This window comes from Paraburkholderia sp. Ac-20347 (assembly GCF_017104805.1).
Taxonomy (GTDB): Bacteria; Pseudomonadota; Gammaproteobacteria; order Burkholderiales; family Burkholderiaceae; genus Paraburkholderia; species Paraburkholderia tropica.
This window is the reverse complement of sequence record NZ_JAAGPN010000091.1, coordinates 1-20721: the sequence shown is the minus strand read 5'-3', so window position 1 is coordinate 20721 and position 20721 is coordinate 1. Positions and strand designations below refer to the sequence as shown.

At 65.1% G+C, this 20721-nt stretch carries 18 protein-coding genes and 1 pseudogene; 13 read left to right on the top strand and 6 right to left on the bottom strand.

Annotated elements, in window-relative coordinates:
- Window positions 1-3 precede the first annotated feature (3 nt).
- On the top strand, window positions 4-852 hold the full coding sequence (locus G3N97_RS18450; protein ID WP_176082048.1) for an ureidoglycolate lyase: 849 nt from the start codon (window positions 4-6) through the stop codon (window positions 850-852).
- Window positions 853-963: 111 nt separating this feature from the next.
- Here G3N97_RS18450 and G3N97_RS18445 read toward each other — a convergent pair whose 3' ends face one another.
- Entirely contained in the window at window positions 964-1401 is a 438-nt protein-coding gene (locus G3N97_RS18445; RefSeq protein ID WP_205994528.1) for a PaaI family thioesterase, read from the bottom strand.
- A gap of 277 nt (window positions 1402-1678) precedes the next feature.
- On the opposite strand from G3N97_RS18445, the gene G3N97_RS18440 reads away from it, so the two are divergent.
- Window positions 1679-3304, top strand: a complete 1626-nt coding sequence (locus G3N97_RS18440; RefSeq protein WP_205994527.1) for a methyl-accepting chemotaxis protein — start codon at window positions 1679-1681, stop codon at window positions 3302-3304.
- Between the two features lie 82 nt (window positions 3305-3386).
- Here the strand turns inward: G3N97_RS18440 and G3N97_RS18435 are convergent, their stop codons facing one another.
- On the bottom strand, window positions 3387-4484 hold the full coding sequence (locus tag G3N97_RS18435; RefSeq protein ID WP_241030662.1) for an AGE family epimerase/isomerase: 1098 nt from the start codon (window positions 4482-4484) through the stop codon (window positions 3387-3389).
- 202 nt (window positions 4485-4686) lie between these two features.
- Here G3N97_RS18435 and G3N97_RS18430 point away from each other — a divergent pair, with 202 nt between their 5' ends.
- The 11 genes from G3N97_RS18430 to G3N97_RS18380 all read left to right on the top strand — a co-directional run bounded on the left by G3N97_RS18430 (window position 4687) and on the right by G3N97_RS18380 (window position 17860).
- The gene (locus tag G3N97_RS18430; protein ID WP_065065691.1) at window positions 4687-5373 is read left to right on the top strand and encodes an MgtC/SapB family protein; all 687 of its coding nucleotides are present in this window, start codon (window positions 4687-4689) and stop codon (window positions 5371-5373) included.
- 331 nt (window positions 5374-5704) lie between these two features.
- Window positions 5705-6652, top strand: a complete 948-nt coding sequence (locus G3N97_RS18425; RefSeq protein WP_205994525.1) for a hypothetical protein — start codon at window positions 5705-5707, stop codon at window positions 6650-6652.
- Window positions 6653-6854: 202 nt separating this feature from the next.
- On the top strand, window positions 6855-7010 hold the full coding sequence (locus tag G3N97_RS18420) for a hypothetical protein (RefSeq protein WP_167371389.1): 156 nt from the start codon (window positions 6855-6857) through the stop codon (window positions 7008-7010).
- A 542-nt stretch (window positions 7011-7552) separates the two neighbouring features.
- Entirely contained in the window at window positions 7553-7807 is a 255-nt protein-coding gene (locus G3N97_RS18415) for a PAAR domain-containing protein (protein ID WP_205994524.1), read from the top strand.
- A gap of 8 nt (window positions 7808-7815) precedes the next feature.
- On the top strand, window positions 7816-11778 hold the full coding sequence (gene tssI / locus G3N97_RS18410; RefSeq protein ID WP_205994523.1) for a type VI secretion system Vgr family protein: 3963 nt from the start codon (window positions 7816-7818) through the stop codon (window positions 11776-11778).
- A 4-nt stretch (window positions 11779-11782) separates the two neighbouring features.
- Window positions 11783-12649: a hypothetical protein gene (locus tag G3N97_RS18405; RefSeq protein ID WP_205994522.1), complete on the top strand. Its 867-nt coding sequence runs from the start codon at window positions 11783-11785 to the stop codon at window positions 12647-12649.
- 56 nt (window positions 12650-12705) lie between these two features.
- Window positions 12706-13380 carry a hypothetical protein gene (locus G3N97_RS18400; protein WP_205994521.1) on the top strand — a complete coding sequence of 225 codons (675 nt, stop codon included), beginning with the start codon at window positions 12706-12708 and terminating at the stop codon, window positions 13378-13380.
- Window positions 13377-13685, top strand: a complete 309-nt coding sequence (locus G3N97_RS18395) for a hypothetical protein (protein ID WP_205994520.1) — start codon at window positions 13377-13379, stop codon at window positions 13683-13685. The genes G3N97_RS18400 and G3N97_RS18395 overlap by 4 nt, the downstream gene beginning before the upstream one ends.
- 469 nt (window positions 13686-14154) lie before the next feature.
- Window positions 14155-14769 carry a flavin reductase family protein gene (locus tag G3N97_RS18390; protein ID WP_065065308.1) on the top strand — a complete coding sequence of 205 codons (615 nt, stop codon included), beginning with the start codon at window positions 14155-14157 and terminating at the stop codon, window positions 14767-14769.
- A 116-nt stretch (window positions 14770-14885) separates the two neighbouring features.
- Window positions 14886-15182: a hypothetical protein gene (locus G3N97_RS18385; protein ID WP_205994519.1), complete on the top strand. Its 297-nt coding sequence runs from the start codon at window positions 14886-14888 to the stop codon at window positions 15180-15182.
- A 113-nt stretch (window positions 15183-15295) separates the two neighbouring features.
- Entirely contained in the window at window positions 15296-17860 is a 2565-nt protein-coding gene (locus tag G3N97_RS18380; protein WP_205994535.1) for a transglycosylase domain-containing protein, read from the top strand.
- A gap of 88 nt (window positions 17861-17948) precedes the next feature.
- On the opposite strand, the gene hypE is transcribed toward G3N97_RS18380, so the two are convergent.
- From hypE to G3N97_RS18360, 4 genes and pseudogenes are all read right to left on the bottom strand, one after another.
- The gene (gene hypE, locus G3N97_RS18375; RefSeq protein ID WP_205994518.1) at window positions 17949-19013 is read right to left on the bottom strand and encodes a hydrogenase expression/formation protein HypE; all 1065 of its coding nucleotides are present in this window, start codon (window positions 19011-19013) and stop codon (window positions 17949-17951) included.
- Between the two features lie 7 nt (window positions 19014-19020).
- Entirely contained in the window at window positions 19021-20178 is a 1158-nt protein-coding gene (gene hypD, locus G3N97_RS18370; RefSeq protein WP_205994517.1) for a hydrogenase formation protein HypD, read from the bottom strand.
- Window positions 20175-20414: a HypC/HybG/HupF family hydrogenase formation chaperone gene (locus G3N97_RS18365; protein WP_205994516.1), complete on the bottom strand. Its 240-nt coding sequence runs from the start codon at window positions 20412-20414 to the stop codon at window positions 20175-20177. Before G3N97_RS18365 ends, hypD begins: the two co-directional genes overlap by 4 nt.
- Before the next feature lie 12 nt (window positions 20415-20426).
- Window positions 20427-20721: pseudogene (locus G3N97_RS18360) on the bottom strand (hypothetical protein); the annotation flags it as partial.

Here is a 20721-nt window from a genome sequence, read left to right as displayed (position 1 = left end):
ACGATGAAACTGCTCCGCTATGGCCCCAAGGGCCACGAAAAGCCCGGTCTGCTCGACGCCGAAGGCCGCATTCGCGCGCTCTCGGGCGCGATCGCCGACATTGCCGGCGACGTGCTTTCCGACGCGGGCCTCGCGCAACTGCGCACGATCGATCCGGAAACGCTGCCGCTCGTCGAAGGCAATCCGCGTCTCGGTCCGTGCGTGGGCCACATCGGCAAGATGGTGTGTATCGGCCTGAACTATGCCGATCACGCCGCCGAATCGAACATGCCGGTGCCGGGCGAGCCCGTGGTGTTCAACAAGTGGACGAGCGCGATCGTCGGCCCGAACGACGACATCGAGATTCCGCGCGGCTCGGTCAAGACCGACTGGGAAGTGGAGCTGGGCGTGGTGATCGGCAAGCCGACGAAGAACGTGAGCGAGGCCGAGGCGCTGAATCACGTGGCGGGCTACTGCGTGATCAACGACGTGTCGGAGCGCGAGTGGCAGATCGAGCGCGGCGGCCAGTGGGACAAGGGCAAGGGTTTCGATACGTTCGGCCCGACCGGCCCGTGGCTCGTGACGCGCGACGAGGTGCCCGATCCGCAGAATCTTTCGCTGTGGCTCGAAGTGGACGGCCATCGCTATCAGAACGGCAACACGCGCACGATGATTTTCACGGTCGCGAAGCTCGTGTCGTATCTCTCGCAGTGCATGAGCCTGCAGCCGGGCGACGTGATTTCGACCGGCACGCCGCCGGGCGTGGGCATGGGCGTGAAGCCGAACGCGGTGTATCTGAAGCCGGGACAGACGGTGCGCCTCGGCATCGAAGGCCTCGGCGAGCAGACGCAGAAGACGCGCGCTGCCGAATGACGGCGAAGGTGTAGTCGCCGCACGTCGGGTGACAAGCAAACGGCCGCGGGTGATCCGCGGCCGTTTTTCTTTCGGCGCGGTAAGGCATGCCGCGCCGATGGCGTCATGGCGTCAGGCAGGATGGCCGTTGTTGTCGCCGTTCTCGCCCATGCGGTTGATGGTGCCCTGCGCGAGCGCGACCAGCCGCTCGACGCCGTCCTCCATCACGAACACGCTGCACTGGCAGGTGGCCTGCTGACGCCCCGCATGCACCACGCGCGCCCGCGCCATCAGCGTGCCGCCGAGCGCCGGCCGCAGATAGTTGATCTTGTATTCGCCCGTCACCACACGCGGCCCGAGCGCCAGCGCGCCCGCGAACGTGAGGGCGTTGTCGGCGAGATAGCTGATGACCCCGCCGTGCACGAAACCGTGCTGCTGCTTGAGTTCGTCGCGCACGACGAGGCGCAGCGTGAGCTCGTCGGCGCCGACGTGCATCAGCTCCGTCCCCAGCAACACGCTGAACGGCTGCGCGTGCAGCGCGCCGCGCGCGCGATCCACCAGATCTGTCATCACTGTCCCCTGGGCCCGCGCCCCGTGGTTTCCTAACCACTCTAGGAAGCGTCTTGCGGCGGCGCAAGGTAAATCGGAGGTTTAACCCCCGATATTGTTGCGAAAAACAGCGTCAATGATCTGGCGGTTTTTTCTGCAATGCTGAATTGCGCGTTTGACGCGGAAATTTCATGAAACTGGCCTCAATACAACGTTTGCCAGGCCGTAAACGTAGTGCGGGCGCGAGCGATCACATGCAAGCGCCGAACCTACTCACTGCCATCCCAGGGTGTTCAAGATGTTCAGCAAGATCAAGGTCGCATCCGGCCTGTTATGTGTTCTCGTCGCGTTCTGCGTGCTCCAGCTCGTGACCGAAGGGCTCGGTTTCTGGGCGCTGACCCGCACGCACGACGACGTGAAGGACCTCGCCAAGGTGGCGCTGCGCCAGGCGAGCGCGGCCAACGACATCACGCAGCAATTGATGGACGCGCGCATCAACCTGTCGCGCGCGGGCACCCGCCTGATTCGCGGCGGCGCGGCGCCGACGGAAATGATCGGCCACGCGAACGAGCAGCTCACGGCCGCCGAGCAGTCGTACGCGCAGTTGACCGCCGTCGAGTCGATCAACGACGAAGACCGCGCGCGCGTGGCCGCGCTCGGCCAGCGTTATCAGGTCTATCACAAGGCGCTCGCCGAACTCGTGGACGACCTCAACGCGAACAATATTCAGGCGTTTCTCGACCAGCCGACGCAGTCGTATCAGGACGCCTACCTCGCCGAACTGCAGGCGTTCACGCGCTTCACGTCCGCCGCGAGCCATGCGTCGCTCGATTCGATCGACACGCGCCTCGCGGTGTTCCAGACCGTCGGCATCATCATTCTGCTCGGGCTGATCGCGCTGGCGACCGGCGTGCATTACGCGCTGCGCCGCGGCGTCGTCGCGCCGCTCGAGGAAGCGGGCCGTCACTTCGACCGCATCGCGCGCGGCCGTCTGGACGAAGTCATCGTGGCGCGCGGCGACAACGAAATCGGTCGCCTTTTCCGCGGTCTCTCGGTGATGCAGGCGAGCCTCGCGCGCACGGTGCATACGGTGCGCGAGACGGCCGGCTCGATCAACGTCGGTGCGGACGAAATCGCGACCGGCAACGCCGATCTGTCGGCGCGCACGGAATCGCAGGCCGCATCGCTCGAAGAAACGGCGGCCAGCATGGAAGAGCTGACCGGGACGGTGCGCAACACCGCCGAGAACGCCCGCGAGGCGAACCAGCTCGCGGAAGCGGCGCTCGACGCCACGTCGCGCGGCAGCAACGTCGTGGGCGAAGTGGTCGAGCGCATGCACGGCATCGCGAAGAGTTCGGACAAGATCGCCGAGATCATCGGCGTGATCGACGGCATCGCGTTCCAGACCAACATCCTCGCGCTGAACGCCGCCGTGGAAGCGGCGCGCGCGGGCGAGCAGGGCCGCGGCTTCGCGGTCGTGGCGGGCGAAGTGCGCGGCCTCGCGCAACGCAGCGCGCAGTCGGCGAAGGAAATCAAGACGCTGATCAGCGAGTCGGTTTCGCAGATTCGCGGCGGCGCGGAGCTGGTCGAGCGCGCGGGCGAATCGATGCGCGAAGTGTCGGCGTCGATCTCGCGCGCCACGCAGATGATGGCGGGGATCAGCGCGTCGTCGCTCGAGCAGAGCGCGGGCATCGATCAGGTGAACACGGCGGTGTCGCAGATGGATCAGATGACGCAGCAGAACGCGGCGCTGGTCGAGGAAGCGGCGGCGGCGGCTTCGTCGCTGCATCAGCAGACGCGCCAGCTCGCGGATGCCGTGGCGGCCTTCGAAATCTCGCCTTCGGTGCTGGCGGAAGGCCGTGCGCTGGCGCCGATGACGTCGCGCGCGGAGCCGTCGGGCATGGCGATGGCCGAGGCGTATTGATCGTTGGATCGACCGCCGCCTTTCGGGCGGCGGCGCATCGACACCAGCACAACGGCGCGGTCTCACCGCGCCGTTGTCGTTTTCAGCCTTGCGGCAGCGCCTGATACGCCGTCAGCAAGTGATACGGCGTGGTCGACGGCATGTCTGCGCGCGCGACCGCGCCGCTCGCATCGCGGCATTCCACCCAGCCGTGCGGCGTCAGAAAGCGCTGCTCGAATTTCCCGATCTGCTCGCCGAGCGTTGCGCGCGCAACGATATCGCCGTGCGTGGCGATCGCGCGCAGATACTCCGTCTGCGCCCAGATGCGCTGCGTGGCGTCGGTCACGCGGCCGTGTTCGTCGGTGGCGGCGGCCACGGCGCCCGTGACCGGGTCCACGCCGTGCTTCACCGCGAAGTCGAATGCGCGCCCGAGCGCTTCCTGCAGCCCCGAAGCGCCGAGTCGCGCCGCGCCGGCCTGGGCCGCGAGCCAGAACCACTCGAACTGATGACCGGGCTCCAGGCGATTGTCCGCCGTGCCCAGCGGCAGCTCCGCGATACAGCCCGTGGGCGCGTGCAGGAAGCTGCGCGCCACGGCTTCGACGAGCCGCGTGATGGCCGTGTCGAAGGCGGCGTCGCCGGTGGCCTCGCGGGCCACGAGCCAGGCTTCGGTAAGATGCATCAGCGGGTTCTGCACCGGCGTGCCGGTGACCGTGGCGAACGAGGCGTCGAGCGCGCCGTTGAGCAGGCCGTCGTGGGCGGCGAAGCGGTCGACGATCAGCGACGAGGTTTCGCGCGCCGTGTCGAGCGCCTCGGTCACGCCGAAACGCTGGCCGTACGCCGAGCACGCGAACACCACGAACGCATGCGTGTAGAGGTCCTTCGTGGTGTCGAGCGGCGCGCCGTGCGGATCGACGCTATAGAACCAACCGCCGCGCGCGCGGTCCTGAAAGGTGCGGCGCAGCGAATCGAACAGCGTGTGCGCGTGCGCGGCGTCGCCGTTCTGCGAGAACACGAAGAGCTGGCGCGCGCAGGCCATGGCGCGATAGCGCGTGTCGGGCAGCGGCGCGGCGTGGCCGTCGCGCACGGCGAGCGCTTCGTGCGGCAGACGCAGCGCCGAGTTGAAGCCGGGGCCGCGCCACAGCGGCAGCACGATGCGGTCGAAATGATTGCGCAGGCTGGCTGCGCCGGTAGCGGTGTTCATGTATTGCATAGGCGCGCAAGGAGGCGCGCAGAGCCGGACAGTGTCCGCGATTGTACGCCCCGGCCCCTTCGCCCCGAAGATCGGGCCGGGCAGGTGGAGCAGGCCGCGGTGCGCCGCGGCAATACCAACGACAGGGCGGCCCGCGCGCGATGCAGGAAGTCGGGCAACGGAGCGCGCCCACGACGTAACGGAGAGCAACATCATGATCAACAACTGGGAAATCATTGCGCGCCTCGTGATGGCGGCGCTGCTGGGCAGCGTGATCGGTTTCGAGCGCGAACGCCTCTCGTGGGCCGCCGGGCTGCGCACGCACATGCTCGTGTGCGTGGGCTCGGCGCTCATCATGATCGTCTCGGCATTCGGTTTCGCGGACGTCCTCAACAGCGACCACGTCGTGCTCGACCCGTCGCGGATGGCGGCGCAGGTCGTCTCGGGCATCGGCTTCCTGGGGGCGGGCTCGATCCTCCTGCGCGGCGAGATCGTGCGCGGGCTGACCACGGCCGCGAGCCTCTGGTCGGTGGCGGCCATCGGCCTCGCGGTCGGCGGCGGGCTCTATACGGCGTCGATTGCAGCGACCGTGATCATCCTCATCATCCTCGCGGGCATCAAACCGCTCGAACGGCGCTTCATCACGTTCCGGCAGCGCCGCCGCATCTCGCTGCTGGTCGATCGCGGTGCGCTCACGTTCCATTCGCTGCACGACGCGCTTGGCGTGTCGAGCCCGCGCGTCAAGCAGTTCGTGGTCCAGCAGAGCGACGACTCGCCCGAACTCGACGAGGTGATGATCGTGCTGAGCCGCGTCTCGTCGCCCGAATATGCGTCGATCTGCGAGGCGCTGAAGAAGCTGCAGGTGGTGAGAGAGTTCCGCGAGGACGGACCGCAAAGCTGATCGAACGCATGCGTCACGCATGTTTCATATTGGCCAGGGGGACAGGGCGAACGTTTGCGGATAAGATGGCTGCCCATGGGCGCGCGACCAACGAGACCACGTGCGCCCGAGGAGCGAGCGCGGCTGTCGCACTGCGGCCAGGCGGGACGGCCGTGCGACGCGAGTGTCAATAAGATGCAAGCCCTGTCGTTGATCCATGGCCGAATCCGTCAATCAAGCAGACAACGGACTGTTGAGTCCCGAGCGCGTGTCACGCAGCGCGCCTTCCCGTCGCCGGACCCCGGCGCCATCCCTCGAATCCCCCGACCCGCAAGCGCCCGACGCGCGCGAAGTGAGCACGCTCGACCTGTTCGGCGATAGCCCGGACGACGGTTTGGCATCGGCTGAGGCGGCTTCCGTGGCCAGTTCGGCGTCGCCGGTGAGCCTGCGCGAGCCGCGTCTGTCGTCCGCGCCCGCCGCACGGCGCGCCGCGCGCCAGAAAGCGCCGGTCATGCCGACGCCGGAAGGCGACGACGCACCCGGAGCGGGCGCGTTTGGTGTGCAAGGTTCGAGAGTCGAGCCGGTGTTTGCGGCGGCGCCGGTTGCTGCCGCCGTGTCCGAGGCCGCAGTGGCCGAGACGCCGGCGGTGACGCCTGCGCCTGCCGAGCCGTTCGATTTCACGCCGCCTGTATCGTCCGTTTTGTCTCCCGCGCCCGATTTGTCCGCATCGCCGGAACACGCTGCGCCGCAGACCAAACCGATGACGCCGGGCTGGGAGCCGTTCGTGCCGTTCGCCGCAACAACGGGCGCGACGGGCTCAGTGTCGGGTTTCGAACCCGCCGCGAAGTTTGAACCCGCCGCGCACCCCGAACCCGCGCTGACCGCCTCGCTCGCCGACACCGTCGCGACGCTGGGCGCGCAGGCGCGCCGCACGAAGTGGATGTTGATCGCGGCGGTTGCGGCGCTGGTCGTCACGGTGCTCGTGGCGATTGCGCAAACGCTGATGATCGCGACGCTGTCGTCCGATTCGCTGGCGCAGCAGCAGCGCGTCGAGGTGCTGATGCAGAAACAGCAGGCTTCGCTGGACGCCATGTCGGCGCAGCTCGCCGCGGCAGCGGCAGCTCCGGTCGCCGCAATCGCGCCGCCTGCGCCGGTCACCGCACCGGTCAGCAAGCCGGTTGCGCCCGCCGAACCGCGTCACGTCAAGCGCGCGGCGAAGCCGACCGAGCGTGCCGCCGAACACGCCGCGACCAAGAACAAGACCAAAGCGCACGCGCATTCCCAGCAGATCTCGCGCTAGCGCGTTCGCGGCTGAATCGTTTCGACCCCCTAAATCACAGGATGCCTATGTGTTGCCTTGATGCAACGCATAGGCTGTGATCGCGCGTCTGCGACGCGCTGCCGCGGTTTTTTTGCTGCATTGCACTAGCGTTGGCCTAGGGAAAACCCTATAATTGTTGCTGTCAGGGAAAACCCTAAACGCCAACCAACCGGGAGTCGCAATGAGCTATATCCTCGCACTGATCCAAAAGGTGAGCGACCTCTTCGCGTCGCCGTATCTGCCGATGGATGCTGACTATTCGTACGCAGCGCGTCACCGCGAAGCCGAACGCATCCGCCGCTCGCAGTACACGCCTTTCGGCCTGCCGCGCGACTAAGTCGACCGGACCGAAGGCAATCGAGACGCAGCGCATGGCGCGGTAACACGCCGCCGTCCGCAGGACGCGTCTCATCTGCACCGAATACGCCGAACAAGGCCGGCTCTCGAAAGAGAGTCGGCCTTGTTGCATTGGGGCTTGGCGCAATGCCTGGGCAATGTCCAGGCAAGCGCCGGACGCGCACGCGATGCACGGTCAGTTTTCGCTTTGGCGGCAAGGGCTTGCGTGATCTGCCCTTGTGTTATCAACAAGGCTGTGAACAAAAACTGTGGATAAATCTTCCGCAAATCCGCTGAAGTACTATTGAGACGGAAGTGTTGATCTGTCCGTTCTCTTATGGCGCGAAGCGACAGCAAGTCACGGGTTGCTCGCCCGTGTCGCCAAATGAATTTGGATAGCGAACGATCTCCGAATCCTGGCGCAAATCAACAGGAACAACAAACCAGGCACCGCGCATTCGCTATTCGGATACCTCTCATATCGCCCTGGTTATCCCCCATGCACCAATGAGTGTTCAGCGGAATTCATGGAGGCGATGGCCGATGAGAGACAACATAACGGGTCGTGAAGTCGCCCGCCTCGGCGACACCACGGATCATGGCGGTGAAGTCATCGAAGCCGCGTCGAATCTGCAACACCATGGCGTGCCGGTGATGCTCGAAGGGCATCTGGTGCGCTGCCCGAAGTGCGGCGGCGACTATCCGGGGAAGGCATCCGGCTCGCGCACGCATAACGGCGTGAAGGTGATGTTCATTGGCGACACAACCGCGTGCGGCGCCACGCTCATCAGGGCGTGAGGCATTCCATGCAAAACCACAGCGATATCAGCCGGGAACGCTATCGTGCGCCCGAGCGGCCGATGGAGATCAACGGCCCGGCCATTCCTCGATTTACCCCGCTCACGCCGCGCGAGGACTGGTACTGGCGTCTGAACCCCACCGTGCCGCAGAAGGAAGTGACGCATTCCCTGCTGGTCCCCATCAGCCTGAAGGGTACGGAGTCGGTCGGCGGCCTTTTTCACTACACCGTGCGCGCGAAAACCGATCTGCGCGCGCCGTGGACGCTCGACACCGCGCTCGATCTGGATGCCATCGTCGGCACCGAGGTTACGGTGTTCATCGACATTCCCGGACGTGGCACGTTCATCCCCGGCATGCCTGGCGATACGGGGCGGGGCAACATCGGTTTTCACGTGCGCGAGATTACCGGGCGGGTGAGCACGGCGCGCTTCATCGAGTGTAACGATCGCACGATGGTCTACGAATTCGTGCTGGAGCCGACGCTGAAGCAGGCGGCGATGGGGCAGAACTATCGCATTGTCCAGAACCGGACAGTGATCGATGCGATCCGCGAACTGCTGGCGGACTACCCGATATCGATCGACTGGCGTATCGCGGGGCCGATCCACGGCGAACACTATCCCGTGCGCGACCTGCAACGGCAGCACTTCGAATCTGACTTCACGTGCTTCATGCGCTGGTGCGAGCGCGCGGGTCTGTTCTTCTGGTTTGAGCACTCGGAAGGATTCCACCGCCTCGTCATCGCGGACACGATGGGCGCGTTTCAGCAGCACGGCGAGGCGTACGAGACGCTGCGCTACGCGCCGGGTGAGAACCGCGTGGACGAGGAGTGCATCGAGTGGCTGGAGCTGGACAGTCACTGGACCGAGGGCAAGGTCACGGTCGTAGACCACGATCCCATGGCACCGCGCCTGCGGCGCTCCAACACCCCCTTGCGGGAGACTGACCACGATCCCCGCGAGACAGCGGAGGCGGATCAGGAGTTCTATGAGTACGGCGTGAATGTGAGCCAGCCCCTGCAAGGTGCGATGGGGCTGAACGGCAGGCCGCTCGATAACGATGAGCAGGCACGGCAGGCAGCGATGGTGCGCATGCAGTCCATCCGTTGCCAGGGTATGCGCATCCGGGGTTCGGGTCATCTTCGGGGCCTGCGTCCGGGCTACACGTTCGAACTGACGGAACATCCACTCGCCACGGTCAATCAGGAATGGCTGGTCTTGTCGATGAATCTCGATATCGAGTGCAACGACCAGGCGAGCGGCACGGAACAGGCCTTTCGCTGCGACTGCGAGTTCGAGGCACAGCCCGCCAAAGGCTGTCACTTCCGCCTGCCCATCGTTACGCCGTGGCCGGTGATTGGTGCTGAGCGGGCAATCGTGACCGGCCCCGAAGGAAGTGAACTCTGGACGGACGCCCAGGGGCGTATCTGCGTACAACTCGTCGCTGACCGGCAGGGAAAATACGACAACGATTCGTTCATCTGGCTATGGCCCGCGCAGCCCTGGCAGAACGGCCGGGCGTCCTCGGTGTTCCTGCCGCGCATCGGCAGTGAAGTGGTGGTGGAGCACATCAACGGCAACCCCGACATGCCCTACGTTGCGGGCGGCCTGGGGAACAGGGACAATCCGCCGCCCTGGGAACTGGCCAAAAACATGTGGCTGACCGGCATACGCACGAGGGAGTCCGGTGGAAGCGGTTCGAACCATCTGGTGTTCGATGACACCCACGGCGGGCAGCAGGTGCAGCTTGCGACCGATGCGGCAAAGACCGGCGCGCATTTTGGCCATATCCGCCGCGTTGACGACGACACGGGACTTCAGGAACCACGTGGTCTGGGTGCCGAGGTGCGCACGGACGGGTTCATGGCGTTGCGCGCGGCGCTCGGTAGCATGCACACCACGTTCGCGCGTCTGCTGGCGAAGGGCAAGATCAAGGAGAACGGTGAAGCGATAGCGCTGCTGACGGCGGCGCGCGACATCCACGAAAACGCGGCGCAACTCGCGCAGCAGCGCGGCGCACAGGAGCCGGGGCGCGACCAGAGCGACGCGGTGAAGGCGATCAAGACCGCCAACGATGAGCTTCGCGGCAGCGCGAACACGCGCGCGGGCGCGGATGATTTCCCTGAATTCGAGCGGCCTCACCTGCTGCTCGCGAGCGCGGCGGGCATCCAGGCGGCGGCGACCGACGACCTGCACCTGTCGAGCGGGCGGCATCTGGCGGCAAGCGCCACGGGTCACGTGTCGCTTGCGGCGGGCAAGTCGTTGCTGGTGTCGGTGCTGGAGAAGATTGCCTTCTATGCACAGGAGACCATCCGGCTGATATCGACCGGGCCGGTCCATGCCGAGTCGCGCAACGGCACGATGACGCTGATGTCGCAGGATGACATGACGGTAACGAGCACCCAGGGGCGTGTCGACATCAATGCGCCGAAGGGGATCAATCTCCGCTGCAACAACACGCTTGTCAGCCTGCGACCGGATGGGTTCTACGTCTACACCAACGGACAGCATCTGATTCACGCGGCAGGACATGCGACAGCGGACCCGCAAGGTCAACCGGTGCAGTTTCCGGTGACGCCGGACAGCCCCGGCAAGTTCGCAGCGCATCACGTGCTGGTGGAGAACCAGGGGGGCTTCGCGATTCCCAACCAGCCGTACCGCATAACGCTCGATGATGGGCGGGTCATCAGCGGCGTGACAAATGAGCTGGGGGAAATGGCGTCAGTCACGAGCAATGCGACGATGTTCGGCATGATCGAGCTGATGTCGCAGAGCGCGCCGGAAGACGTGGTCGGGATGGCCAATACGACTGTCTACCGCGACGCGAGCCTACCGCCGCCGCCGCCTGCGCCCGTACCCGCGCAGACGATGCAGGTTGGCAACAAGACCGTTTCGACACCTCAGAGGACAGTAACATCAGAGGGCAAGCAGCCAGTCTTTCTATCGTGTGACCCGCTGAATTTCGGCCTGCGCTTCTATCGTTACGTGGCCGATGCAAAGCCACAGCCACCTAGTGTTCACGCCAGAACGGATGTGGAGTATCCGGTGGCAAAGGCATACACGGCAGCGGTGAAGAGTACGCTTACCGCAATAGATTGGGCAGGCTTAAGGCTGAAGTCGGACGCTGTGATTAGAGACGCGATAGCAAAGGCAGTCCTCGAACCACTATGGACGGCGCTAGGGGAAGGTATCTTTGGTTTGCCAGACAATGCGATGCCAAAGTTGGAAATCGCTACGGAAAGTAACGCTGCAGAACTCAATATTGATCTGAGAAGCGATACCGCCGCTGCGTTTGTTGGTACCCAATGGACGATGGCGGTTGTAAAAGGGTCTATTCAAACCATAATTTCGGCTGCGGATGATGTTGAACAGGCGAAAATTGCTAATAAGGATGTGGCAAAAAATCAAGGTGTGCTCGATTTCCGCTTGGCACAGCTTGCATGGTTTATTTATCACGAGGCTCGACACTGCCAGCAGACATTTTGGATGATGTCTTTATTTGGGAGTTATCGTGGCGACTATGCAAAATTCCCTGGAATGAGTCAGATGTTTCAGAATATTGCGCTTGCTCAGATTAAAAATATAGCAATAAATACTGCTTTTCCCGCCGATAGTCTTGTAAAAATTGGTATGCATCGCATGCTGATTTTCTACTATTGGTGGTTGATCGCATACATGCAGGAGCACGACAGGGGGAGTGCAGAATATAAATTGATACTGGCTGATGCGCCAGCGGTGGAATTAGCGGTGTGCGAGATGCGAGGAATTACACGCGATCAAGCGCTGGCAATGGCGCAGCATGATCCCGGTTATCGCAGTCAATATCATGAGGAAGATGCATATGCAACGCAGGACGCTGTTACTGAATATTGGCTTGCTCCTAATCGCCATAAGGTTCTCAATCCCGGTGTATGCACATCAGAGTACGAGCGCGTCCTCGACCAACTTGGAGTCAAGGGAAATGGTTAGTGGTGTGGCAGACGTGCAGAGGCAAGCAATTTATTCGGTCCTGGACGAAGTAATGGCGGTGCTACGCGACGACAGGCCGTTCGAGAAAGAAAATTTAAACATTGGAGTGATTAGGTCAATTGGAAAATACAAGCCATCCGGTCTTGGTCTTGAATATTCTTTCACTAATAAAAACATACCGGAAGCAAATATAAAGATTGAAACTGAGGATGATCCGTTTGATTATTCTGATGATCGTTCCGGTGTGAAAATTGTTCCTTCCCGATTTGAGTTGTACTTCTATGTTTCAGTTGTTGGAATCACTCCGTCCATGTTGAAAAAGCATCTCGATTTGGCAGATTACTGGATTGACGGCGACGGCGAGAAGCATCAGGGCAATGACATGGGAAGTGGGCTTCCCCCTACGCCTGCACTTCATCGCTATCGCTATCGCGCCAACCCTACCTCCAACAGTCGTTTTCCAGTTGACGTTGAATTGTCTTACGGCGATGGGCGTGGAGAGACAACGGCTAGTACACCGCCGAGCTTGTGGATCGTGAGATTCAATCGCGTATACCCCTACCTCACGCCGGAAATGCGCAAGCAGAGGCGCGAGGAAGAACGATTCAAGAAGCGCGAGAAGTACGGCTACATGAACCTCTGCACGGGGGGCGTCTGCCCGGAAAGCGGCTATTGGGAGGGCTGGACGAAGGAGTCCGGACCCACCGATATCCTGCGCGTCGAGAAGGGGCAGAAGTTCGACGCGGTACGCACCGTGCCGCTGACCACAGACCGTTCGTCCTGCCCGATGGTCCCCGGGCAATGGATGTGGCTGTGCTCGCTGGAGGAAGCGCGCGGCTTCCAGTGGATGGGCTTGACGCTCAACGGGTAATCGACCGGCACTCCGACCAGGCAGGGGTGCAGCATAAACAATTAGGATGCCTAATCATGATGATAGGGACGGATGGCCACGCAGACGGGCACACACCATATTTCACTGACATGCCGCTGTGGACAGTGGTTTGCGAAAGCAGGATCTATGACGGAAAGGAGAATTTCGGGTTCAGGGCACTGGATACCGAGTTCGGACCAGCGGTCTCCTGCTTTCTTTCACCGCTTCACCTGCTGATTGATCTCATGCTTGCCGGTGCGAGCAGCATGGGAACCTACACGATCATCAACGCATCAGACGCACCCAGGTGCCTTTTCAGGCGGCGTGACGGGCTCGGTCTGGTCGCGAACCTGCGCTTCGGCTGGCCCGCAGTAAACGGCTGCATCGTGCGGGAAGCCGATGGGAGTCTCGCAAGCGCTTCGCTGGTTGTCGAGCGCCCACTGACCCAGGCGAACCGCTTTGAAGTCGATTCTCGCGGAATGATGCTGCTCGACAGCGTTCATGAACGCGCGGGCCTGTTCGCATGGCGCGACACCAACAGACAGGTGCTGGACTGGAATATCGAAAAGGTGAACGTTACGGTGCGCGCCGCCGTGAAGTCGATACAGCTTGCCGAGGTGGGCGTGGAACATTGCAACCAGTTCGCGCTGTTTGATCCCGAGGCGAGGCAGTGGCATCTGGTGGACCTTCCTCCAGACACCACGGTTTTCGGCAAAGGAGCGGCCAGATGAATTTCAGGGTGAAATCGGAAGAAGCCGTGCTGGCGGAAGTCCTCCGTGCCATGCGCGAGGGCGAGCGGTATCACTCGCATCAGGAGGCGGCGCTGACGGGCAACAGCACGTCGTCGGTTCGGACCGTGCTGAGGCTCGCGCTGGCGCGTCGTGAAGTGGACCAGCACACGCAGGCGGTGCGCGGCAGTGCGAACCTTTATTCCCGGCGCACGCCGGACAGGGATGGTGCTGCCGAGCGGCCGCCCCGGCGCGAGCTGAAGTGGGAGGGGAGAACGACTGGCGACAGTTCAGGCAGCTGTGCATGACGATCAGGCGCGGGTGACGTACCAAAATCACAGGGTGTGATTTTTGGGGGGAGTTGGGCAGGCCGGGGAACGGCGCTCCGTTCCCCGAGGATGTGTGCGGAGCAACATGGACGGATCAGTCGTCAGAAATCTACCAGACACATATCCGGTAGGATCTGCAAGCACTTCGGCGTTGACTTCTATGTTTTACGCAACAGACGTATGGTCTAACAAGAGTATCTCTCAACCCCGAAAGCGCTGATTGCTGCGCTGCGGCATTTGGGGAAACGTGGGGGAATAGACGAACGGAGGCTCCGGGGGAAAAATTCCTTCCCCGGATTCCGCCCGCAAAGCCTTGCGGGGTGGGCCTGAGCGATGCCGGACCGATGTTATACACAGCTTTGTGAACAAAAACTGTGAACAAGCCCCGCCCAGCAAGCCCCGCCCCGTCGTGTCATAGTGTGGGCCGCATCAAACCCGCCACACGACCATGTCCGACACCTACTTCTACGACCCCGCCGCCGGCCACGGGCTGCCGCACGATCCATTCAAGGCGATCGTCGCGCCGCGTCTGATCGGCTGGATCTCGAGCCGCTCGCCCGAGGGCGTGCTCAACCTCGCGCCCTACAGCTTTTTCGGCGCGTTTTCCTCGTTTCCGTCGATCATCGGATTCAGCAGCGAGGGCCGTAAGGACAGCATCGCCAACATCGAGGCGACGGGCGAATTCGTCTGGAATCTCGCCTCGCGCCCGCTAGCCGAGCAGATGAACCGCAGTTCCGCGCCGGTCGCCGCCGACGTCGACGAATTCGCGCTCTCGGGCCTCACGCCCGCGCCGGGCCGCAACGTGGCGGTGCCGCACGTCGCTGAATCGCCGGCCGCGCTCGAATGCAAGCTGCTGCAGGTCATCCGCCTGCACACGCTCGACGGCACGCCGATGGACAACTGGCTCGCGCTCGGCCAGGTGGTCGGCGTGCATATCCAGCAGCGCTTCCTGAAGGACGGCCTGTTCGACACGCACGCCGCCCAGCCGATCATGCGCGCGGGCTATCGCGCCGACTACGCGCAGATCGGCGAGATGTTCCAGATGGTGCGCCCGAAGGCCTGAGCCTGAAGCCTGAAGCCGGGCCGGGTTCAGCAGCGGCCGCGCCGCGCATTGCCCCTGCCGCGGCCCGCGCCGATAATGGCCGCACCGTCCATCGCGCGGCGCGCGGGAGGTTCGTCATGCAATCACCGACCGGATCGGTCGTCGCACTGAGTTCGGCCGCGTCGACGATGTTCTCGATCGGCATCGTCTTCCTCGGTTATTGGGGCTTGCACGAGCCCACGCCGTGGCGGATCGCCGACCGCATGGTCGTCGCGATCGCGCTGGCGGGCTTCGCCTGCCTCGCGAGCGTGCCGTGGCTCGCCACCTCGCCCGCGCCGCCCGGTGACGAAACGCGCTTTCTGCTGGCCCGGCGCGTCTTTCTCGCGGGCGCGCTGGCGGTCTGGATGGCCATCGCGCTGTCGCTGATTTTCTGAGCGCGCGTCCACGTCGCCCGCAGGCCCGATGAAAGCCGCGTCCGGCAGTTTTGGTACGATGCACGCTTTGCCAGCCGACCCCGAAGCCCCGCGTGAAGCGTTCCGTGCCGTTCATCCGCGACCTCGTCGCGAAGTTGTCCTCCCGTCTCCAGCCCGCTGCGGCGAGCGTCTGCGCCTTCGCGCGTCCGCGCCTCGCGCGCGGGCTGCATCACCTGCGCCATCCGACGCGGCGCGGCGTGCTGATCGCCATCGGCGCGCTGCCGGCGGCCATGCTGCTCTACGTGCTGGTGCTGATTCCGTTTACGCCCAGCATCGGCGACATCCGCAAGGCGCGCGTCGACCGGCCGGCGCAGATTCTCTCGGCGGACGGCAAGGTGCTCGCCGAATTCAAGCCGTCGAACCGCGAATGGGTGCCGCTCGCCCAGATTTCGCCGCACATGGTCGACGCGCTGATCTCGACGGAAGATCACCGCTTCTACGAGCATCACGGCATCGACTTCAAGCGCACGGCGGGCGCGGCGCTGCACACCTTCTCGGGCGACCGCCAGGGCGGCTCGACCATCACGCAGCAGCTCGCGCGCAATCTCTATCCCGACGAAATCGGCCGCGCGCCCACGCTCACGCGCAAGATCAAGGAAGCGATCACGGCCTTCAAGATCGAGGCCGTCTACAGCAAGCCGCAGATTCTCGAAACCTATCTGAACACGGTGCCGTTCCTGTACAACGCGTTCGGCATCGAGATGGCGGCGCGCACGTACTTCGGCGTGTCGGCGGATCAGCTCACGGTCCTGCAGGCCGCGACGCTCACCGGCATGCTCAAGGGCAACGCCTACTACAACCCGGTGATCAATCCCGAGCGCGCGCTCGCGCGCCGCAACACCGTGCTCGGCCAGATGGTGAAGTACGGCAAGCTCACGCCCGCGCAGTTCGCGACGCTCTCGAAGCAGCCGCTGCGTCTCGATTTCGAGCGTCAGACCGAGCCGCCCGGACCCGCGCCGCACTTCGCGCAGCAACTGCGCAAATGGCTGATCGCGTGGGCCGACCGCAACGACTACAACATCTATTCCGATGGCCTCGTCGTGCATACGACGATCGATTCGCGTCTGCAGGCGATGGCGACGGCTGCGCTCAAGCAGCACGCGAACCAGTTGCAGGGCGTCGCGAACGGCGCGTGGAGCGGTCGTAACGGCTGCTCGGCGAGCAACGATCTGTTCAAGACCTTCATGCGCGAAACGCCCGACTACAAGAGCGCGCGCGACGCCGGTGCGAACGACGACGACGCGCTCAAGCAGCTCGCGGCCAACCGCACGTTCATGCGCGCGCTCTGCAAGAGCAAGACCGACGTGCAGGCTGGTTTCGTCGCGATCGATCCGCGCGACGGCCAGATCAAGGCGTGGGTCGGCAGCCGCGACTTCCAGGACGAGCCGTTCGATCACGTGCAGCAGGCGCGCCGTCAGCCGGGCTCGACGTTCAAGGCCTTCGTCTACGGCGCGGCCTTCGCGAACGGCGCGAAGCCGACCGACACGATCATCGACCAGGCCGTGGAAATGCCGCTCGAAGGCGGCGAAATCTGGCGTCCGAACGACGACGTGCCGCCCAGCAACAAGCCGATGACGCTGCGCGACGCGCTCGCGTTCTCGCGCAACCGCATCACCGCGCAGGTGATGCAGGCGGTGGGGCCGGACAAGGTCGCGCGTCTCGCGCGCGCGATGGGCGTGCGCGACAGCCAGCTCAACGCGGTGCCGTCGCTCGCGCTCGGCACGAGTCCGGTCACGCTCAAGGAAATGGTCTCGGCGTACAGCACCATCGCGAACGACGGCGAGTATCTGGAGCCGCGCATGGTCACGAGCATCGAGGACAGCAAGGGCGACGTGCTCGCGCAGTTCGGCAGCGCTTCGCCCGAGCGCGCCTTGTCGGCGTCGGCGGATCGCACGCTGCTCGACACGATGCGCGACGTCGTGAATCGCGGCACGGGTTCGAGCATCCGCACGCGCTTCGGCATTCGCGCCGACGTCGCGGGCAAGACCGGCACCACGCAGGACAACGCGGACGGCTGGTTCATCCTCATGGACCCGCAACTGGTGGCGGGCGCGTGGGTCGGTTTCGACGACGGCCGCGTGACGCTCAACAGCGACTACTGGGGCCAGGGCGCGCGCAGCGCGCTGCCGATCGTCGGCGACTTCTTCCAGCGCGCGTTCCGCTCGCGCATCGTCGATCCGCATGCGCGCTTCGATACCGAAGTGACGCCGGGCGCGTTCGAGCAGTTCCGCGACAAGCTCAAGGCGTGGATGGATACGCTGTTCGCGTCGAAGGAAAAGGCCGAGGCGCCGCGCCCGGGTACGCCGATCAAGCGTGCGCCCGAGCCCGCGCCGGAGCCCGCCGAGGTGCCGCCGTCGAGCGGCGTGGCGGCGGCTTCGTCTGCGTCGTCGGCTTCGGCGATCTCGCCGGCGTCGGCGGCTGCCGCGTCGGATGCGGCGCGCGCGGCGGCGATTCTCAACGGCACCGCGCCGCAAACGCCGACGTCGAACGAGCCGCCGATTCTCGGGCCGTCGGGCGCGTCGCAGCAATTGCCGCCTTATCCGCCGCAGGAACCCTCGCTCGCGCCGACGCCCACGCCCGACGATTCCGATTCGAGCGGCGGCGCGCCCGCACAGTACACGCCGCCGCAGAACAATTGACGATCTGACCAGGCGGTTTGCGCCGCGCGTCCGCACACGATGAAGCGGACGCGCGGCGCGAAGACGCTGCGCCCGGCTCGTTTCCTTTTCAGCAGATGCGCGGCAGCATTTCGCCGTGCAGCCAGTCGACCAGACGTTCGCCGCCGAACGACGTCGTCAGGCGTACGAAGCGATACGCGTCGTCGATGACCGTGCCGATGCGCACCGCGTCGCGGCCCAGCGGATGCGCGCGCATGACCGCGAGCAGCGCGTCGGCGTCTTCATCGGCGCAGACCGCGATCAGCTTGCCTTCGTTGGCGATATAGAGCGGATCGAGGCCGTAGAACTCGCACGCGGCCCGCACGGGCGCGCGCAGCGGCAGCGCGGTTTCGTCGAGCCGCATGCCCACGTCCGACTGCGCGCAGATCTCGTTGAGCGTGTTGCCGAGGCCGCCGCGCGTCGGGTCGCGCATCAGCCGCAGCGACGGGCACGCCGCGAGCATCGCCGCCGTCAAGCCGTTGAGCGCCGCGCAATCCGACACGATGCTGCTGTCGAAGCCCAGGTTCTCGCGCTGCGAGAGCACCGCGAGGCCGTGCTCGGCGAGCGCGCCGGAGACCAGCACGGCGTCGCCGGGACGCGCCTGCGCGCCGTCGAGCCGCACGCCTTCCGGCACCACGCCCACGCCCGCCGTGGTGATGAACACGCCGTCCGCCTTGCCGCGCTCGACCACTTTCGTGTCGCCGGCCACGATGCGCACGTTCGCGGCGCGCGCGGCGTGCGCCATCGACGCCACCACGCGCGCGAGATCGGCGAGCGGGAGCCCTTCTTCGAGGATGAACCCGGCCGTCAGATAGAGCGGCGTCGCGCCGCCCACGGCGAGATCGTTGACGGTGCCGTTCACGGCGAGCGTGCCGATGTCGCCGCCCGGAAAGAAAAGCGGCGCGACCACGTGGCTGTCGGTCGTGAGCGCGAGGCGGCCCGCGGGCATCGGCACGATGGCCTGGTCGTTGCCTTGCGCGAGCCATTCGTTGGCGAACGCGGGCGCGAACAGCTCGGCGACGAGCTGCGCGCTCGCGCGTCCGCCCGCGCCGTGCGTGAGGTCGATGCGGCCTTGCTTGAGGTCGAGTTTGCGGCCGAATTCGGGCTGGCGGGGAGAGGTCGGCAAGGCAGTCATGCGGATCTCATGCGGATGTCACGGCGCGCGGCGCGCGTGCGGAGGAAAGGGCGGGCGCGACGAAGCGGCCGTATTGATAGTGCGCGGCGCATGCGCCTTCGCTCGACACCATGCAGGCGCCAAACGGCGTGGCGGGCGTGCAGACGGTGGCGAACAGCTTGCAGTCGCTCGGCTTCGCGCAGCCGCGCAGGATCGCGCCGCATTGGCAGGTCTTGACGTCGGCGGCGACGCGCGGCACGAGCGCATAGCGGCGTTCCGCGTCCCACTGCGCGAACTCGGAGCGTATCGCGAGCGCGCTTTGCGGCACCGCGCCGAGCCCGCGCCATTCGAAGCTCGCGCGCGTTTCGAACGCCGCGTGCACGAGCGCCTGGGCGCGCGTGTTGCCCGCTTCGGTCACGGCGCGCGTGAACTGGTTTTCGGTGTCGGCGCGGCATTGGTTGATCTGCTCGACGAGCATCAGCACGGATTGCAGCACGTCGAGCGGCTCGAACCCGGCGATCACGACGGGTTTCACGAAATCGCGCGAGATGGCGCGATAGGGCGCCACGCCGATCACCGTGCTCACGTGCGACGGCCCGATGAAGCCGTCGAGCCGCGCGCTCTGGTCGGCGTCCTCGGCCAGCAGATGACGCATGGCGGCCGGCGTGAGCACGTGGTTGCCGAACACGCTGAAGTTATCGAGCGCCATCTCGCGCGCCTGGGCGAGCGCGAGCGCGGTGGGCGGCGTGGTGGTCTCGAAGCCGATGCCGAAGAACACCACCTCGCGCGCGGGCTCGGCTTTCGCGAGCGCCAACGCGTCGGAAACCGAATACACGACGCGCACGTCCGCGCCCGCCGCACGCGCCTTGTAGAGACTCATGCGCTTCGAGCCCGGCACGCGCAGCGTGTCGCCGTAGGTGCAGAGCGTGACGCCGTGATCGAGCGCGAGTTCGATCGCGCTGTCGACGCGGCCGACCGGCAGCACGCAGACCGGGCAGCCGGGACCGTGAATCAGCTCGATCTGCGGCGGCAGCAGCGCGGTGAGGCCGTAGCGCGCGATCGCATGCGTGTGGCCGCCGCAAAACTCCATGAGCCGGTAGCGTCGGCGGCGTTCGACGGCGCGGTGAATGCGCGCCGCCATGCCGCGCGCGATTTCGCTGTTGCGGAAGTCGTCGACGTATTTCATGGCGTGGCGCCCTCGCCGGGTTGGCGGGCCAGTTCGGCCAGTTGCGCGAGCGTGGCTTCGGCGGCGGCGCGGTCGAGCTTGCCGATCGCGAAACCCACGTGCAGGAGGACGAAGTCGCCGGGTACGACGTTGTCGACGAGCGCGAGCGAGATCTCGCGCGTGACGCCATCGACGCTCGCTCGCGCGCGCTGTTCCGGCAAGAGTTCGATGACCTCGACGGGCATCGCAAGACACATGATGCGGATTCCTTAGGGTGTCGTCCGCGTGACGGTGGCGGACGACGTGAGTTGCTGGATGACGGCCCACGCCTGGCCGTAGCTGATCGCATCGTCGCCGCTGGGCAGCGAGCGTGCGGTGAGCAGAGTGAGGTTCGAGGTGCGCAGCGCGTCGGCGAGCGCGCGCATCAGCAGACGATTCGCGCAGCAGCCGCCGCCGAGCGCGACCACGTTCAGGTTGTGCGCGCGCGCGGCCTGGGCGATCCACGCGCCGAGCGCATGGCCGAGCGTGGCGTGCCAGATGCTCGCGATGGTCGCGGCGTCGGTC

Excerpts from the sequence above, each read along its gene's own strand:
- G3N97_RS18450 (WP_176082048.1), top strand. The coding sequence starts at position 4 with ATGAAACTGCTCCGCTATGGCCCCAAGGGCCACGAAAAGCCCGGTCTG.
- G3N97_RS18445 (WP_205994528.1), bottom strand. The coding sequence starts at position 1,401 with ATGACAGATCTGGTGGATCGCGCGCGCGGCGCGCTGCACGCGCAGCCG.
- G3N97_RS18440 (WP_205994527.1), top strand. The coding sequence starts at position 1,679 with ATGTTCAGCAAGATCAAGGTCGCATCCGGCCTGTTATGTGTTCTCGTC.
- G3N97_RS18435 (WP_241030662.1), bottom strand. The coding sequence starts at position 4,484 with ATGAACACCGCTACCGGCGCAGCCAGCCTGCGCAATCATTTCGACCGC.
- G3N97_RS18430 (WP_065065691.1), top strand. The coding sequence starts at position 4,687 with ATGATCAACAACTGGGAAATCATTGCGCGCCTCGTGATGGCGGCGCTG.
- G3N97_RS18420 (WP_167371389.1), top strand. The coding sequence starts at position 6,855 with ATGAGCTATATCCTCGCACTGATCCAAAAGGTGAGCGACCTCTTCGCG.
- G3N97_RS18415 (WP_205994524.1), top strand. The coding sequence starts at position 7,553 with ATGAGAGACAACATAACGGGTCGTGAAGTCGCCCGCCTCGGCGACACC.
- tssI (WP_205994523.1), top strand. The coding sequence starts at position 7,816 with ATGCAAAACCACAGCGATATCAGCCGGGAACGCTATCGTGCGCCCGAG.
- G3N97_RS18400 (WP_205994521.1), top strand. The coding sequence starts at position 12,706 with ATGATGATAGGGACGGATGGCCACGCAGACGGGCACACACCATATTTC.
- G3N97_RS18395 (WP_205994520.1), top strand. The coding sequence starts at position 13,377 with ATGAATTTCAGGGTGAAATCGGAAGAAGCCGTGCTGGCGGAAGTCCTC.
- G3N97_RS18390 (WP_065065308.1), top strand. The coding sequence starts at position 14,155 with ATGTCCGACACCTACTTCTACGACCCCGCCGCCGGCCACGGGCTGCCG.
- G3N97_RS18385 (WP_205994519.1), top strand. The coding sequence starts at position 14,886 with ATGCAATCACCGACCGGATCGGTCGTCGCACTGAGTTCGGCCGCGTCG.
- hypE (WP_205994518.1), bottom strand. The coding sequence starts at position 19,013 with ATGACTGCCTTGCCGACCTCTCCCCGCCAGCCCGAATTCGGCCGCAAA.
- hypD (WP_205994517.1), bottom strand. The coding sequence starts at position 20,178 with ATGAAATACGTCGACGACTTCCGCAACAGCGAAATCGCGCGCGGCATG.
- G3N97_RS18365 (WP_205994516.1), bottom strand. The coding sequence starts at position 20,414 with ATGTGTCTTGCGATGCCCGTCGAGGTCATCGAACTCTTGCCGGAACAG.